The 16,592-nt window shown below is 68.1% G+C and carries 12 protein-coding genes; 6 read left to right on the forward strand and 6 right to left on the reverse strand.

Annotated features, from left to right (window positions below; genetic code table 11):
• Nucleotides 1–16 precede the first annotated feature (16 nt).
• Complete coding sequence (locus ACXIZN_RS27190) at nucleotides 17–1,588, reverse strand: alpha/beta hydrolase (RefSeq protein ID WP_185927332.1); 1,572 nt, start codon at nucleotides 1,586–1,588, stop codon at nucleotides 17–19.
• Nucleotides 1,589–1,737: 149 nt separating this feature from the next.
• Here ACXIZN_RS27190 and secA2 point away from each other — a divergent pair, with 149 nt between their 5' ends.
• Both secA2 and ACXIZN_RS27200 read left to right on the forward strand, forming a co-directional pair.
• Complete coding sequence (gene secA2, locus ACXIZN_RS27195) at nucleotides 1,738–4,065, forward strand: accessory Sec system translocase SecA2 (RefSeq protein ID WP_192746464.1); 2,328 nt, start codon at nucleotides 1,738–1,740, stop codon at nucleotides 4,063–4,065.
• A 290-nt stretch (nucleotides 4,066–4,355) separates the two neighbouring features.
• Complete coding sequence (locus tag ACXIZN_RS27200; RefSeq protein WP_457957750.1) at nucleotides 4,356–6,113, forward strand: NAD+ synthase; 1,758 nt, start codon at nucleotides 4,356–4,358, stop codon at nucleotides 6,111–6,113.
• Here the strand turns inward: ACXIZN_RS27200 and ACXIZN_RS27205 are convergent.
• A complete protein-coding gene (locus ACXIZN_RS27205; RefSeq protein WP_457957751.1) occupies nucleotides 6,084–6,710 on the reverse strand; it encodes a VOC family protein in 627 nt (208 codons plus the stop codon). The genes ACXIZN_RS27200 and ACXIZN_RS27205 overlap by 30 nt on opposite strands.
• Before the next feature lie 90 nt (nucleotides 6,711–6,800).
• On the opposite strand from ACXIZN_RS27205, the gene ACXIZN_RS27210 reads away from it, so the two are divergent.
• Nucleotides 6,801–7,337, forward strand: a complete 537-nt coding sequence (locus ACXIZN_RS27210; RefSeq protein WP_457957753.1) for a methylated-DNA--[protein]-cysteine S-methyltransferase — start codon at nucleotides 6,801–6,803, stop codon at nucleotides 7,335–7,337.
• On the opposite strand, the gene ACXIZN_RS27215 is transcribed toward ACXIZN_RS27210, so the two are convergent.
• Together ACXIZN_RS27215 and lysX are read right to left on the reverse strand one after the other, a co-directional pair.
• Nucleotides 7,334–7,921 (reverse strand): DinB family protein, encoded by a 588-nt coding sequence (locus ACXIZN_RS27215; RefSeq protein ID WP_457957755.1) that lies wholly within the window; start codon nucleotides 7,919–7,921, stop codon nucleotides 7,334–7,336. The genes ACXIZN_RS27210 and ACXIZN_RS27215 overlap by 4 nt on opposite strands.
• A gap of 143 nt (nucleotides 7,922–8,064) precedes the next feature.
• Nucleotides 8,065–11,382: a bifunctional lysylphosphatidylglycerol synthetase/lysine--tRNA ligase LysX gene (lysX, locus tag ACXIZN_RS27220; RefSeq protein WP_457957757.1), complete on the reverse strand. Its 3,318-nt coding sequence runs from the start codon at nucleotides 11,380–11,382 to the stop codon at nucleotides 8,065–8,067.
• Nucleotides 11,383–11,625: 243 nt separating this feature from the next.
• Between lysX and panB the strand changes: the two genes are divergently transcribed.
• From panB to pip, 3 genes are all read left to right on the forward strand, one after another.
• Complete coding sequence (panB, locus tag ACXIZN_RS27225) at nucleotides 11,626–12,501, forward strand: 3-methyl-2-oxobutanoate hydroxymethyltransferase (RefSeq protein WP_457957759.1); 876 nt, start codon at nucleotides 11,626–11,628, stop codon at nucleotides 12,499–12,501.
• 339 nt (nucleotides 12,502–12,840) lie between these two features.
• A complete protein-coding gene (locus ACXIZN_RS27230) occupies nucleotides 12,841–13,815 on the forward strand; it encodes a hypothetical protein (RefSeq protein WP_457957761.1) in 975 nt (324 codons plus the stop codon).
• Nucleotides 13,816–13,904: 89 nt separating this feature from the next.
• On the forward strand, nucleotides 13,905–14,858 hold the full coding sequence (gene pip, locus ACXIZN_RS27235; RefSeq protein ID WP_457957762.1) for a prolyl aminopeptidase: 954 nt from the start codon (nucleotides 13,905–13,907) through the stop codon (nucleotides 14,856–14,858).
• Between the two features lie 6 nt (nucleotides 14,859–14,864).
• Here pip and ACXIZN_RS27240 read toward each other — a convergent pair whose 3' ends face one another.
• Both ACXIZN_RS27240 and ACXIZN_RS27245 read right to left on the reverse strand, forming a co-directional pair.
• Nucleotides 14,865–15,671 (reverse strand): ABC transporter permease, encoded by an 807-nt coding sequence (locus ACXIZN_RS27240; protein ID WP_457957764.1) that lies wholly within the window; start codon nucleotides 15,669–15,671, stop codon nucleotides 14,865–14,867.
• Between the two features lie 9 nt (nucleotides 15,672–15,680).
• Nucleotides 15,681–16,565, reverse strand: a complete 885-nt coding sequence (locus tag ACXIZN_RS27245) for an ABC transporter permease (protein ID WP_257488958.1) — start codon at nucleotides 16,563–16,565, stop codon at nucleotides 15,681–15,683.
• Nucleotides 16,566–16,592 lie beyond the last annotated feature (27 nt).

Genomic DNA, 16,592 nt, shown 5'->3' on the forward strand with positions numbered 1-16,592 from the left:
CTTCGCGCCGAACTCGTTACTTGGCGGCGCAGCGCGTGCCCTCGTCCGGCAGGGCGCCGTTCACCAGGTAATCGATGCCGATCCGGTCGACGCACGACACGCCCTGGAGGAACACGGTGTGCTGGTTGCCCTCGAACGTGAGCAAAGCTCCCTTGATCGCTTTCGCGAGGTTGACGCCCGCCTGATAGGGGGTCGCCGGGTCGTTCGTCGTCGAGATGACCAGCGTCTTCGGCAGCCCTTCGACATTCGGCTGGTGCGGCTCGGACGTGTTCGGCACCGGCCAGAAGGCACAGGCGTCACGCGCGGAACCGTCCGGCCTGCCGTCGTCGAGGAACGGCGCCGCCTCCGCGTACCGCTTCTGCGCGTCGAGGATCTTCGCCGGATCGGTGACCCGCGGGTCGTCGACGCAGCGGATCGCGACGAACGCGTCCTGCGTCGTCCCGTAGCGGCCGTCGGCGCCGCGTTCGTTGTAGAGATCGGCCAGCTTCTCCAGCCCGTCGCCGCGCTGGCGCTTCAGGTCGTTGAGTGCGGAGTTCAGCGGTTCCCAGAGATCTTCCTGGTAGAGGGCCTGTATCACGCCTGTCGTCGCGTCCTCGTACGACAGCTTCCGGCCGTCGCTGACCGGCACCGGGAAGTCGATCAGCGGGCGCACCAGATCCTGGAACGCCTTCGTCATGCCGGCGGCGTCGCGGCCGAGGGCGCAGTCCTCGCGCGCGGCACACCAGTTCGAGAACTCCCCGAACGCCTTGCCGAAGCCCTGCCCCTGCGCGACCAGCGACTCCACCGCGTCCTGCTCCGGGTCGACGGCTCCGTCGAGCACCAGCGCGCGGACGTTCGCCGGGAACGCCTCGGCGTAGGCGGATCCGATCCGCGTCCCGTAGGAGTAGCCGAGGTAGCTCAGTTTCGGTTCGCCGAGGACCGAGCGCAGGATGTCCATATCCTTGACGACGTCACGCGTGCCCAGGTTCGCGAGCATCGCGGCGCCGTGTTCGGTCCGCTCGGCGCACTTCGCCGCGAAGTCCTGGGACTCGGTCTCCTGCTTTTTCACTCCCTCGGGTGAGCCGTCGGTCTCGCTGTCGTCCGCACGGTCCGCGTCGCGTTCGGCGTCGGAGAGGCAGCGGATCTGGGGCTGGCTCGCGCCGATACCCCGCGGGTCGAAACCGACCATGTCGAAGCGTTTGCCCAGCTCGTTCGTCGCCGTCCGGGAGGCGAGACCGGCCGCGGCCTGCATCCCGGAGGCACCGGGGCCGCCGGGGTTGACCACGAGCGCGCCAATCCTTTCGTCGGTTTCCAGCGCCTTCCGGCGCAGCAGGCCGAGCGTGATCGAGTCGCCTTCGGGTTTCGCGTAGTCGAGCGGGACGGTCAGCCGCGCGCACTGTGCGTCCTTCACTCGAAACGCCGCTTTCGCGTCATCGGATGTCGCGTAGGGTGCACAGTCGGCCCAGGTCAGGCTCTGTCCGTAGAACTTCTCGAGTCCGGCGGGCACCTGCCCGGTCGGGGCGTGCGACTCGGTGGCCGGAGGCGGCGGCTGGGTTCTACCCTCTCCCGACGAGCACGCGGCGACGGTGACCGCGAGCAGGCCGGACAGCGTGATCGCGGCGAATCGACGGGCACGGGACCTGGCGCTGACATGAGTGGACACGGTTGGATCGTGCCATCGGCCGTGGAACTCGGCCGCACCACCACCGCGTTGGTGGTACGGGTGCGGACGGCAGAAGAACAGACGGGAGCACAGGGGTGGCAGCACTGATCAGCCGGGTGGGCAAGAAGCTGCGCCGGATCATCCAGCGGCCGGGCAGCGTCGAGCTGACCCGCTACGAAGCGCTGCTGCCGGCCATCGAGAAGCTCGAGCCCGAGTTGGAGAAGCTCTCCGACGAGGAGCTGACAGAGCGGGCCGGCAAGCTTCGGGAAGCGTCTTCCTTCGGCAACGACCAGCTGATCGAGGTCTGCGCGCTCGGTCGCGAGGCCGCGCGGCGGGCGCTCGGCGAGCGTGCCTTCGACGTCCAGCTGCTGGGCACGATGGGCCTGCTCAGCGGGCATATCGTGCAGATGGAGACCGGTGAGGGCAAGACGCTGGCGGGTGCGCTGGCCGGTGCCGGGTACGCCCTGCGCGGGAAGCACGTCCACGTCGTCACGGTGAACGACTACCTCGCCCGCCGTGACGCGGAGTGGATGGGCCCGATCTACGACCTGCTCGGCGTCTCCGTCGGCTGGGTCGAGCCCGCGCACTCCCGCGACGAGCGCCGCGAGGCGTACGCGAAGGAGGTCACGTACGGCGCCGTCAGCGAGATCGGCTTCGACGTGCTGCGCGACCGGCTGGTGACCCGCGAGGAAGACCTGGTCCAGCGCGAGCCCGAGGTCGCGATCGTCGACGAGGCGGACTCCGTGCTGGTCGACGAGGCCCGGGTGCCGCTGGTGATGGCGGGGTCGATCGACCACACCGACGCCGACGAAGAGGTCGCGAACATCGTGCGGCGGCTGCGGCTCGGGCTGCACTACGAGACCGACGCCGACGGCCGCAACGCGTGGCTGACCAAGGCGGGCGCTTCGGTGGTCGAGAAGGCCCTCGGCGACGACATCAACCTCTACGACGAGACGGGTTCGGACAGGCTGCCCGCGGTGAACGTGGCACTGCACGCGCACGCGCTGCTCACCCGCGACGTCGACTACCTCGTGCGTGACGGCAAGGTGCAGCTCATCAACGCCGCCCGCGGCCGCGTCGCGGAGCTGCAGCGCTGGCCGGACGGCCTCCAGGCGGCCGTCGAGGCGAAGGAGCAGGTCAAGGCGACCGACCGCGGCGAGATCCTCGACTCGATCACCGTGCAGGCGCTGCTCGCGCGGTACCCGGAGGTCGCGGGGATGACCGGTACCGCGGTCGCGGTCGCCGAGCAGCTGCGCGAGTTCTACAAGCTCGAGGTCGCGGTCATCCCGCCGAACACGCCGAACATCCGTGAGGACCAGGAGGACCGGATCTTCGGATCGCCGTCGCAGAAGCTGCGCGCGATCGAGGAGGAGATCCGGCGGGTGCACGAGACCGGGCGGCCGATCCTCGTCGGCACCCAGGACGTCGCCGAATCCGAAGAGCTGGCCGAGAAGCTGGCGAAGGTCGACCTCGAATGCGTCGTCCTCAACGCGCGTAACGACGCCGAGGAAGCCGCGATCATCGCCGACGCCGGAAAGAAGGGCGCGGTCACCGTCTCGACCCAGATGGCAGGCCGAGGCACGGACATCCGGCTGGGTGGCAAGGACGGCGAAGGCCGCGACGAGGTCGTCGAGCTGGGCGGCCTGCACGTGATCGGCACCGCCCGCTACCCGTCGAGCCGGCTGGACGGCCAGCTGCGCGGCCGGTCCGGACGCCAGGGCGACCCGGGCAGCGCGGTGTTCTTCGCCAGCTTGAACGACGAACTCGTGCTGTCGAACGCGCCGGACATCCCCGAGGGCATCAGCTCCGACGTGGGCAGCGGCGAGATCGTCGACCCGGCGGCGCTGCGGCAGATCAACCACGCGCAACGTGTGGCCGAGGGTGTCGACCTGGAGATCCACCGGAACACCTGGCGCTACACGCGGCTGATCGAGCGGCAGCGCGGCGAGCTGCTGGAGCACCGGGACAAGGTGCTTCGGACGAAGCACGCGGCGGAGGTGCTGGAGAAGGCGCACCCGGAGAAGTTCAAGGAGCTTTCGGAGGCCGTCGACGACGAGGCCCGCGTCGAGCAGCTGTGCCGGGAGGTGCTGCTGTTCCACATCGACCAGCTGTGGTCCGACCACCTGGCGTTCCTGACCGACGTGCGGGAGAGCATCCACCTGCGGGCGCTGGCGCGGGAGACGCCGATCGACGAGTTCCACCGCGCGGCGATCCCCGAGTTCCACAAGATCATCCCGGAGGCGGCCGAGCGGGCGGCGAAGACGCTCGAGGAGGCCGAGATCACCGAGAACGGGATCGACCTCGGCGACGCGGGCGTGCGGCGGGCGAACACGACGTGGACCTACCTGGTGCACGACAACCCGTTCGACTCCGACTTCGAGCAGACCATCAAGAAGGTGCGGAGCATGATCAAGCGCAAGTAGCGCGCGGGGAGCGGGGGACCTTTGCTGTCGCTTCTCTCGACGTTGAGAGAAGCGACAGCAAAGGTCCCCCGCTCTCTTTTTCGGCCCGGCCGGACCCAGGTGGGCGATTCGGCACATCCGGTCGTCCCCGCGGACGCCGGTGGGTGAGAATGTCGGCATGCCGNCCCACTCGACGTTGAGAGAAGCGACAGCAAAGGTCCCCCGCTCTCTTTTTCGGCCCGGCCGGACCCAGGTGGGCGATTCGGCACATCCGGTCGTCCCCGCGGACGCCGGTGGGTGAGAATGTCGGCATGCCGCAACTGCGCATCGCACTGGCCCAGGTCAACACCACCGTCGGGGACCTCGAAGGCAACGCCGAGCTCACCGTCGAGTGGACTCGCAAAGCCGCCGAAGCAGGCGCCCACATCGTTGTCTTCCCGGAGATGTCCCTCACCGGTTATCCCGTCGAGGACCTCTCCCTCCGCCCGACTTTCGCCTCCGCCTCGAAGCAGATGGTGGACGTGCTCGCACGGCGGCTCGAAGAAGCCGGCTGCGGTGAGGTGCTCACCTACATCGGCTATCTCGATCTGGACGAGGCCGGCCCGCGTGACGCGGCGGCCGCGCTGTACCGCGGCGAAGTGGTCGCCCGCCAGTTCAAGCACCACCTGCCCAACTACGGCGTCTTCGATGAGCACCGCTGGTTCAAGCCGGGCCACGACCTCGAGGTCGTCCGCTTCCACGGTGTCGACGTCGGCATGGTGATCTGCGAGGACGTCTGGCAGGACGGCGGCCCCATCTCCGCGCTGGGCAAGGCCGGCGTGGACCTCGTGGTCGCTCCCAACGCTTCGCCCTACGAGCGCGCGAAGGACGACATCCGCCTGCCGCTGATCGCGCGCCGCGCGGCCGAGGCCGGGGCGCCGCTGGTGTACACGAACCAGATCGGCGGCCAGGACGACCTCGTCTTCGACGGCGACTCGATCGTGGTCGGCGCGGACGGACGGCTGCTGGCGCGCGCGCCGCAGTTCGTCGAGCACCTGCTCGTCGTCGACACGGACCTCGAGTCGGGCGGGCACACCGCCGAAGGCGAGTTCGAGGGCCTGCGGGTGAAGCGCCGCGTGCTCAGCGAGGAGCCTGTCCCGGCGTACACCCCGCGTACCGAGTCCGCGATCAGCGAGCCGCTGTCGGACGAAGCCGAGGTGTGGCACGCGCTCGTCGTCGGCCTTCGCGACTACGTGCACAAGAACGGCTTCTCGTCAGTGACGTTCGGCTTCTCGGGCGGCATCGACTCCGCGGTCGTGGCGGCGCTGGCCGCCGACGCGCTGGGCGGCGACAACGTCTATGGCGTTTCGATGCCTTCGGAGTACTCCTCGGAGCACTCGAAGGGCGACGCCGAAGACCTCGCGCGCAGGATCGGCGCGCACTATCGCGTCGAGCCGATCGCGGACATGGTCAAGGTCTACGTCGAGCAGCTTCAGCTGACCGGCCTCGCCGAGGAGAACATTCAGGCCCGCGTCCGCGGAATGCTGCTGATGGCACTGTCCAACCAGGACGGTCACCTCGTGCTCGCCACCGGCAACAAGACCGAACTCGCCGTCGGCTACTCGACGATCTACGGCGACGCCGTCGGGGCCTTCGCGCCGATCAAGGACCTGTTCAAGACGCACGTCTGGCACCTGGCCAAGTGGCGCAACGCGGAAGCCGAGAAGAACGGCGAAACCCCGCCGATCCCGGAGAACTCGATCACCAAACCGCCGTCGGCGGAGCTGCGGCCGGGTCAGCTGGACAGCGATTCGCTGCCCGACTACCTGATGCTCGACGACATCCTCGACGACTACATCGAGGGCGACCGCGGTTACGTCGACCTGGTCGACGCGGGCTTCGAACCCGAGACCATCGACCGCGTGGTGCGGATGGTCGACAAGGCCGAATACAAGCGCCGCCAGTACCCGCCGGGCACCAAGATCACCTTCAAGGCGTTCGGGCGGGACCGGCGGCTGCCGATGACCAACGGCTGGCGGGAGGGCACCGTCGTGACCCGCTCAGCTCAGCGCGACCTGCTTCCCCGCTGAGTTCGTCAGCACGGCCACCAGGCCGGGCTTCGTGTCACGCCGGACGAGCATGTCCATCCCGAGCGCGCGGACCGCGGATTCGACCGCGGCGGGCTCGGGGTGGACGCCGGTGACCATGAGCAGCGGGATCGACGGGAGCCCCCGCGTCGTCGGATGCGGGGTGCTCCCCCAGTCGATGAGGAAGGGCGCGAGTCCGTCGAGATTGCCGGCGCCGGTGAGACGCCAGGTCAGCAGTTCGCCGTCGTCGGTGCTCCGCGACATCTCGGACGCTTCGCCCGGGTCGTAACCACGTTCACGCGCTTCGGCTATCGCTTCGTCGATTCCTTCCACCCGTGCGGCCCAGGTGACCAGGGCGGGCGCGGTCAGCTCGTCGATACCGAACGGGCGCGGCCCGATGTGCTCGGGCTGGTCCGGGTCGGGGCCGACCACCTCGAGATAGGCACCGGCGCCCAGATCGGCCAGGTAGTTGGCCGTACCGAACCCGACATGCCTTCCGCCGCGTACCGGCGTGACGCCGGTCAGCTCGGCGACGCGCGCGACGGCCTCTTCGAGGTCCGGCCCGGCGTAGACGAGGTGATCAAGCACGAGGTCGCTCATGTGCATACTCCTACCGCAGCCACGGCTCCGGCGGCACCGCGGCATGGCGGTGAACCCGAAACTGTCGGTCCGCTCTCGTACCCTGGGCACATGACGGCACCGGGCTATTCCGTGTTCGGCACCGCGATCGGCGACTGCGGCATCGCGTGGAGCGAACGCGGGGTCGTCGCGGTCCAGCTCCCCGAGGGCAGTGAAGAGAAGACGAGGGCGCGACTGACCGCGCGCCTTCCCGAAGCGACCGAATCCACACCGCCCGGCGAGATCCAGCGCGCGATCGACGGGATCGTCTCGTTGTTGGACGGCAAGCGCACGGATCTCACCGGCATCGGCCTCGACTACGAAGGAGTACCGGACTTCCACCACCGGGTCTATGAGTTCATCCGCACCATCCCCGCGGGCAAGACCCTGACCTACGGCGACATCGCGAACATCCTCGGCATGCCCGGCGGCGCGCAGGCGGTGGGGCAGGCGATGGGCCGGAACCCGTTCCCGATCATCGTGCCGTGCCACCGCGTGCTCGCCGCGGGCGGCAAGGACGGCGGTTTCTCCGCGCGCGGAGGGGTCGCCACCAAGCGCCGGATGCTGGTCATCGAAGGCGCTTTGGCGGACGAACCGACCTTGTTCTAGTCGCCTTGGGCAGGTGACCAGGGCTTGAGCCATGGCGTCTCCGGCCAGCCTTCCGCGGCGGCCATCAGCGGGATCGCCGTCGCGCCGTCGATGTGCTCGCGGATGATGTCGGCGTGCCCGGCGTGGCGTGCGGTCTCCTCGATGAGGTGGAGCAGCACCCAGCGGACCGACCACGCGTCGACGTCCTGCGGATACCAGGGCACGCCCTTCGGCACCGGGACCGGCTGGCCGAGGTCGGCTATACCGGCGATGACGTCCGCGGTTCGGCGGGCGACCTCGTCGTAGCGCGCGAAAACGTCTTCGAGCGTCTCGCCGTCAGCCATCACGTAGCCGGCTTCGTACTCCTTCATCGCTTCGTCCATCGGCTTCGAGGGCTTCTGGAGCAGGATGTCGATCCAGCCGTCTTCCGTGAACGCGGTGTGTTTGATCAGGCCGCCGACGCTCAGCGAGCTTCTGGTCGGGACGGCTCTGGCCTGTTCTTCGGTGAGGCCGTGCGCCGCGATCCGCAGGACTTGGCGCTGCTGCTCGAGGTAGGCGAGGAGACCTTCGCGCTCGTCGGCGACCGGGGGAACGTTTCCAGCCATGGTGGCTCCTTCCGTTAGGAAGGGGATCATGGCATCCGGCACCGACTTGCTGGGGCGATTCGGCCAGGAAGAGAGCAAGGGACCTTTGCTATCACTTGTCTCGACGTTGAGAGAAGTGATAGCAAAGGTCCCTTGCTCCCCCGCTATCCCTGCGGACGGACGAACGGGAACAGCACCGTCTGCCGGATCGACGCCCCGGTCAGCATCATCAGCAGCCGGTCGACGCCGATCCCGAGACCACCGGTCGGTGGCATGCCGTGTTCGAGCGCGAGCAGGAAGTCCTCGTCCAGCTCCATCGCCTCGACGTCCCCGCTCGCCGCGCGCAGTGACTGGGCCTCCAGCCGCCGCCGTTGTTCGAGCGGGTCGGTCAGCTCGGTGTAGGCCGTGCCGACCTCGGAGCCGAACGCGATCAGATCCCAGCGTTCGGCCAGCCGCGGATCCACGCGATGCTGCCGGGTCAGCGGCGACACGTCTGTCGGGTAGTCGGTGTAGAACGTCGGCAGCACCGTCGCGCCTTCGACCAGGTGCTCGTGCGCCTTGAGCACGAGATCGCCGTGCCCGGCCTCCTCGTTCACCGGCACTCCCGCCGCGCGGCAGAACCGCTGGAGATCGGCGACCGAGGTGCTCGCGTCGATCGTCTCCCCTAGCGCCGCCGAGACGGCTTCGTGCACCGGGATCACCGGCCAGTCGCCGGAGATGTCGTACTCGACGACCGTCCCGTCCGGACCCGGACGGCGAACGACCTGCGCGCCGTACGCGGCCTCCGCGGCACACTGCACGAGTTCGCGCGTCAGCGCCCGCATCGTGTTGTAGTCGGCGTACGCCTGGTACGCCTCCAGCATGGTGAATTCGGGGTTGTGCGTCGCGTCGACGCCTTCGTTGCGGAAGTTCCGGTTCAGTTCGAAAACGCGCTCGACGCCGGCCACGCACAATCGCTTCAAGTAGAGCTCGGGGGCGATCCTGAGGTACATCCGCATGTCGTAGGCGTTGATGTGCGTGATGAACGGACGCGCGTTGGCGCCGCCGTGCACGGTCTGCAGCATCGGCGTTTCGACTTCGAGGTAGTCGCCCTGGTGCAGGCGTTCCCGCACCGCGCGCACCACGGTCGAGCGCATCCGCAGCATCGCCGTCGAGTCCGGGTTCACCGCGAGATCCAGGTAGCGCTGCCGCACCCGCGTCTCCGGGTCGGTGAGGCCCTTTCGTTTGTCCGGCAAAGGATGCAGGCTCTTCGCCGTGACGGTCCATTCGTCGACGAGCACGGAGAGCTCACCGCGCCGGGACGTCACGACCTGCCCGCTCACGCCGACGTGGTCGCCGAGGTCGACGCCACGCCGCCAGCCGCTGGGGTCGAGCACGGAAGCGTCGAGCATCAGCTGGATCTCACCGCTGAAATCCTTGACCCGCGCGAAACACAGCCCGCCGAGATTACGCATCGCGAGCACCCGCCCCGCGACTCGGACCCGATGACCGGTGTGGGTGTCCGGGCCCAGATCACCGAACTTCGACACGACGTCGCCGACCTGGTCCTCCCGGGCGAATCCGACCGGATAGGGGTCGATCCCGGCTTCCCGCAGGCGATCCAGCTTCGCCATCCGCACCCGGACCTGATCGGGGCGCCGCACCTGTTTCGGCGCGGGAGTGGCCGCGTTCGCTTCGATGCGGTGGACCTCGGCGACGAATTCGTCGGTGACGGTCTCCAGTTTCAGCGCACGTCCCGACCGTCCCGTCGGGACGAATCCTTCGAGCGCACCGGCGACGATGCCGACCCGCGGCAGCCGTCGAGCCGAGGAGTAGCACAGGAAACGCGGTTCCCAGCCGGGGCCGTACTTGGCATTCGACCGGTAGAGCGATTCGAGCTGGAAGAAGCGCGACGCCATGCTGAGGACGCCACGCCATGCGCGCAGCACCGGGCCCGCGCCGATCCGCTCCCCCTCGGAGAAGACTGCGCGGAACATCGCGAAGTTCAGCGAAATCCGTTGTGCGCCAAGGCGCGAACTCGCCGCGACGACCTCCGCGACCATGTATTCGTTGAGCCCGTTTTCAGCGTCGCGGTCGCGTCTCATCAGGTCGAGCGACAGGCCGCGACGGCCCCACGGCACGAACGACAGCATGCCGCGAAGTTCGCCCTTGGCGTCGTACGCCTCCACCATCACGCTGCGACCGTCGCTCGGATCACCGAGCCTGCCGAGCGCCATCGAGAAGCCGCGCTCGGTTTCCGCTCCGCGCCACTGCTGCGCGTGCAGCAGGAGCTTGGCCATTTCGTCGGCGGGGATTTCGCTGTGCCGACGGACTTTCGTGGTGTATCCGGCCCGTTCGATCCGTTTGACCGCTTGCCGGACCGAGCGCCTTTCCGGCCCGGCGAGGCTGAAGTCGCGGACGTCGAGGACGGCTTCGTCACCTATTTCCAGCGCGCGCAGGCCCGCGTCTGCGTAGACCTTCGCGCCACGTTCACTCGCGCCGAGCACACCGGGCGTCCAACCGTAGGTGCGCGCTTCGTTCAGCCAGGCGCGGACCGCGTCGGGCCAGGCGTCGGGATCGCCGATGGGGTCCGCGCTCGCGACGCTGGTGCCCGCGAGCACGCGGTAGGCCACGGCGGCGCGGGCGTTGGGCGAGAAGACGACGCTCTTCTCGCGCCTGGTGGCGAAATAGCCCAAAGAGTCGTCTTCGCCGTGTTCGGCAAGAAGACGGCGTACGCGCAGTTCTTCCTCGTCTGTCCTCAAGCGACGGCTACGTACGCCTCGGAAGAGCGTGTACAACGCGGCCGTCGCGACGGCTGTCGCGCTGAGGTCGAGAACGAGGTCGAGCCAGGCCGGGCCTTCGCCGATGCCGACCCTGCGAAGCTGGATGTTCTCGCCGGTCGTGTGGTTGACGACCCAGGCGAAACGCTCCCAGGTGTCGGCGAGACGACCGGGAAAGGCTTCGCTCAAGCCCCAGCCGACGAGGATGACCGCGGCCAGGCCACCGAACAGGACGGTGAGTCCGTCGCGCCACGCGCCGGGCGCCAGCCGGGCGGGGAACGCCGGGCGCAGGCTCCAGAGCAGCGCGATCATGCCGAGGGAGATCAGGTCGGCGATGGCCAGCACCCACACCTGGTGCGGAATGTGCCGGACCTGCCACGGACCGAGTTTCAGCAGTTCGGGCCACCACAGCAGCGCGGCCTGGAAGGCCAGCGTCACCGCCAGCCCACCGACCTGGAACAGCAGCAGCGTGTAAAGCGCGGCGCGTTTGCGGCGGCGGAGCGCGGCGCCGAGGACGACCAGCAGCAGGACGATCACGAGGCTCGCGTTCGTCGGGATGCTCAATGCCGAGAAGGCGATGTCACCCGTCCTGAGCACCGGCCCCTTCACCCCGCCGGCGAGCAGGAGGATCACCGAGAACACGGCCGCGAGCTGCACGAGGGTGGCGACGATCCCGCCCGCCCTCGCCTTCCACGGCGCGACTCGGCGCACTGGGTTTGCCATTCTGGTCCTTCGCGGTACACACAGGAGATCGACAGCTGTACTTACTTGACGTCACACAACCCTGCGTGGTTGTCAACGATCATCATCCTCTGGTCTGAATTTCCTCATTCGCGGGTGTGACGGCGCTGTGTGAAGCTGGTCGCAGGGCCTTGGGACGGTCATATCGGCATGTCAGGCTTGGCCTGTTCAGCTCCACGACCCGGGGACCTCATCGAGGCCTCGAGGGAAGGACGGTCGACAAGGATGTCTGCCACCGAAAAGGATTCCGGCGAGCTCGCGGCTCCGTACGGGACCGGCGCGGCGCCCCAGGCCACTTCTGGGAAGAAGGTCCGCGTACATCATCTTCGTGACATGAAAGAGCGCGGCGAAACGTGGCCGATGCTCACCGCCTACGACATGTACACCGCCGCGCTGTTCGACGAAGTGGGCATTCCCGTGCTGCTCGTCGGGGATTCCGCGGCGAACAACGTCTTCGGTTACGACACTTCGCTTCCGGTGACGGTGGACGAGCTGCTGCCGTTGGTCCGGGCGGTGACCCGATCGGTGAAGCGGGCGCTGGTCGTGGCCGATCTGCCGTTCGGCTCGTACCAGCTCTCGCCGCAGCAGGCGCTGGAAACCTCGGTGCGGTTCATGAAGGAAGGCCGCGCGCACGCGGTGAAACTCGAAGGCGGGCGGAAATTCGCTCCGCACGTCGAGGCGCTGACGTCGGCCGGCGTCCCCGTGATGGGACATATCGGATTCACCCCGCAGAGTGAACACAATCTGGGCGGCTATCGAGTCCAGGGACGCGGCGAAGCGGCCGAAGCGCTGCTCGCTGACGCGCTCGCCCTGGAGGAGGCCGGCGCCTTCGCGGTCGTCATGGAGATGGTGCCGGCCGAAGCGGCGAAGCGGATCACGCACGAACTGAAGATCCCGACCGTCGGCATCGGCGCCGGGCCGGATTGCGACGCGCAGGTGCTCGTCTGGCAGGACATGGCCGGGCTTCGACGCGGCAGGACCCCTCGCTTCGTGAAGAAGTACGCCGACCTCGCCGGCGTACTGACGGGGGCCGCGACGGCGTTCGCGGAGGACGTCCGGCGAGGCGAGTTCCCGGCTCCGGAGCACTCGTTCCACGACTAATCCGCCTCTGACCTGCTAAAAGAGAGCAAGGGACCTTTGCTACCACCCCGCCCGCCGGGGAGCGCGGTAGCAAAGGTCCCTTGCTCCCCCGGCGGTCGCCGTGTGGATTTCAGGTCGTCCAACACACAGCCAGTCAGCACCGCACTCCACGTCCCGTCAGAGGGCGGTAGCAAAGGTCCCTTGCTCTCTTTTCCGGAGGGCCGCGCAGGGCGACCCTCCTTTAGTTGTTCACGTATATGAACTTCAATCATGTCCTTGACGCGCATTCGTAAAGAGGCTTAACGTCTAGCCCGTCGCCGCCACGACCGAGCTTCGATCCCTCGACGAGGAGGACCACGGATGCGTGTTCGTGAGCGGGTTCTGGCCATCGCGACCGGTGCCGCCCTGCTGTCCACGCTGGCGGCGTACCCCGCACAGGCCGCGACGGTCCGCGTAGGGACTTCGGAGCAGCTCACGGCGGCGCTCGCTTCGGTCACTCCAGGAACCGTCATCGAACTCGCGGCCGACAAGACCTTCACGGGCAACTTCAAGGCGGCGAAGAGCGGCACGTCCAGCAGCCGCATCACCCTGAAGGGGCCGCGAAGCGCGGTCATCAAGGCCTCGGCCGGGCGCACGCTGGAGCTGACGGGCAGCTACTGGAACCTGACCGGCTTCACCCTCACCGGTGGCCAGAAGGGCCTGATGGCGACAGGCGTCAAGAACACCGTCGTCGACGGCATCAAGGTCACCGGCGTCGGCCACGAGGGCATCCACTTCCAGTACACGAGCACCGACAACGTCGTGAAGAACTCCGAGGTGACCGACACCGGCCGCGAGTACGCGGGCTACGGCGAAGGCATCTACTTCGGCTCCGCGAAGGGCAACTGGCCCGGCGGCACACCCGACCGGAGCGACCGCAACAAGGCGCTGAACAACAAGATCGGCCCGAACGTGCGAGCCGAGTCGATCGACATCAAGGAAGGCACCACCGGCGGTGAACTGCGCGGCAACGTCTTCGACGGCACCGGGCAGAGCGGTGAGCACTTCGCCGACAGCTGGGTGGACATGAAGGGCAACAACTACGTGGTCGCGGACAACCGGGGCAGCAAGGTCTTCGTGCACGACGCGAATTACGGCGGCTTCGAGGTCCATGTCCAGCTCGACGGCTGGGGCCGCGGCAACACCTTCTCCGGCAACACCGCGGACGTGCAGTCCAGCTACGCGTACGGCTTCTATCTCGTGAAGGCCGCGACGGGGAACAAGGTCTGCGCGAGCAACAAGGTGACCGGTGCCGGGAAGGGATTCGCGAACGTGGCCGCCACGGCGGGCTGCTGACGCGACCGAAGACCGGGGGCCCGCTCAGCCCGGCGGCGGGGGCGGGCCCCCACCCTTCGGACACTCGCCGATTCGGGCAGAGTGTCCTTATGGACGACCTGTACCCGCCGATCCACGTGCGCGCCGAGGGCATGCTCGACGTCGGCGACGGGCACCGGATCTACTGCCAGGAAGCCGGGAACCCGGACGGCAAACCCGTGGTCGTCCTGCACGGCGGCCCTGGTAGCGGCATCTCTTCGATGGCCCGGCGGCATTTCGATCCCGAGGCCTACCGGATCATCCTGTTCGACCAGCGCGGCGCCGGCCGCAGCACTCCGCACATCGGCACACCGGACGTCGACCTGTCGGCCAACACCCTCTGGCATCTCGTGTCGGACATGGAAAAGCTGCGCGAACGGCTGAATCTCGACCAGTGGCAGCTCTTCGGCGGTTCGTGGGGCGTGACTCTCGCCCTCGCCTACGCCGAAACCCACCCGAGCCGCGTCAGCGAGATCATCCTGCGCGGCGTCTTCACCGTCCGCCGCAGTGAACTCGACTGGATCTACAACGGTGGCGCGGCGAACCTCTTCCCCCTGGAGTGGGAAGCGTTCCTCGCCCCGATCCCCGAGGACCGCCGCGACGACCCTCTTTCGGCTTACCGCGAGCTCGTCTATCACCCCGATCGGGCGATCCGGGAGCGCGCCGCCATCGCGTGGAGCGCCTGGGAAGGCGCGATCGTCTGCCTGCGCCCGGATCCGGCCTTCCGCAACCAGTACGCGTCACCGGAGTTCGCGGTCACGTTCGCCCGGCTGGCGCTGCACTACTTCTGCCACGGCGCGTGGCTCGAGGAAGGGCAGCTGATCCGGGAGGCCGGGAAGCTCGCCGGGATTCCCGGTGTCATCGTGCAGGGACGATACGACGCGGTGTGCCCCCCGGCGACGGCCTACGAGCTGCACCGCGCCTGGCCGGACTCGAAGCTGGAGCTGGTGGAGGCGGCCGGGCACGCGGTGACGGATCCGGGGATGCTGGCGGCGCTCAAGGCCGCGACGGATTCCTTTCGGTAGATGCGGCTACAACCGGCCGCCCGAGGTCGTGTCGCCGGAAAGCCGCTGCGCCAGATACACCGGCACCGTCGACGCCAGGATCAGCACCGCAGCCACGACGTTGACGATCGGCGCCTGGTTCGGCCGGAACAGGTTGTTCAGGATCCAGATCGGCAGGGTCTCCAGCCCGGTCCCGAGGGTGAACGTCGTGACGATGATTTCGTCGAACGACAAGGCGAACGCCAGCAGGCCGCCCGCCAGGAGGGCCGAACGCAGCATCGGGAAGGTCACCAGCCGGAACGTCGTGAGCCCGTCCGCGCCGAGGTCCATCGACGCCTCTTCGAGGTTGCCGCCCATCCGCCGCAGGCGCGCGACGACGTTGTTGAACACCACCACGATGCAGAACGTGGCGTGCGCGACGATCGCGGTGAACAGGCCGAGGTCGATGCCGAGGATCGTGCGGAAGGCGTTGTTCAGCGCGATACCGGTGACGATACCGGGCAGCGCGATCGGCAGGATGATCAGCAGCGACACCTGATTGCGGCCGAAGAAGCGGTACTTCTGCAGCGCGAAGGCCGCCATCGTGCCCAGTACCAAGGCGATCGCGGTCGCGGCGAGTCCTGCTCGGACACTCGTCCACAGCGCGTTCAGCGCACCCTGGTTCTCCGCGGCCCGGCCCCACCATTCGAGGGTGAAGCTCGACGGCGGCCAGCCGAAGGTGGTGTCCGCGTTGAACGAATTGAGCAGGACCACCAGCAGCGGGAAGTAGATCACCGCGAGGCCGAGCACCAGCGCCGCGAGCAGAAGGTATTTGGTCGTCCGGGAAAGCCGCATCGCGCGCTCCTACAGGTTGTCCAAGGCGCCCGTGCGGCGCACGGCGGCGAGGTAGGCGAGCATGATCACCACGGGTACGGTCGCGACGGTCGCCGCGAACGGCAGGTTGTTGGCCGCGCCGATGTTGTCGTAGACGACGTTGCCGAGCATCTGCGACGTGCCGCCGACGATCTTCACCGCGATGTAATCGCCCAGCGACAACGAGAACGTGAAGATCGAACCGGCGACGACGGCCGGGAAGGTCACCGGCAGCACCACCGAGCGGAACGTCCGGAACGGCCGGGCGCCGAGGTCACCCGAAGCGTCCACCAGCGAGTTCGGCAGCCGTTCCAGGCCCGCGTAGATCGGCAGGATCATGTACGGCAACCAGAGATACGACAGGGTGATCACGGTCGCGAGCACGCCGTAGCCGGGGGTGTCGAGGCCGAACGGGTTCAGCAGCCAGTGCAGCACCCCGTTGCCGGACAACATGGTCCGCCACGCGTAGGCCTTCACCAGGTAGCTCGCCCACAACGGCGTCATGACGGCGATGACCAGGAGGCGCCGCGCCCGCGGCGAGGCGAATTTGGCCATGTAGAACGCCATCGGGAAGGCGATGATCGCGGTGACCACCGTGACGAGCGCGGCGATCCCGACCGTCCGGAGGGTGATCGTGCGGTACACCGCGTCGCTGAAGAGGGTGACGAAGTTGTTCAGCGACCACTCGGTCACGACCTGGCCGGTGAAGACGTCGGTACTCCAGAACGCCGTCACGAACAACGCGGCCAGCGCGCCGAGGTAGGCGAGGCCGAGCCACAGCATCGGCGCGGAGAGCAGGATCCCCAGTCGCAGCCTGGGTTTGCGGTACAGGAAGGCGGAGGTTCTCCGCCTCGGCGAATCGAGGGTGGTCGTCATCGTCTCCACCAGATGAGGGATGGGACC

The organism is Amycolatopsis sp. TRM77291, assembly GCF_054166285.1.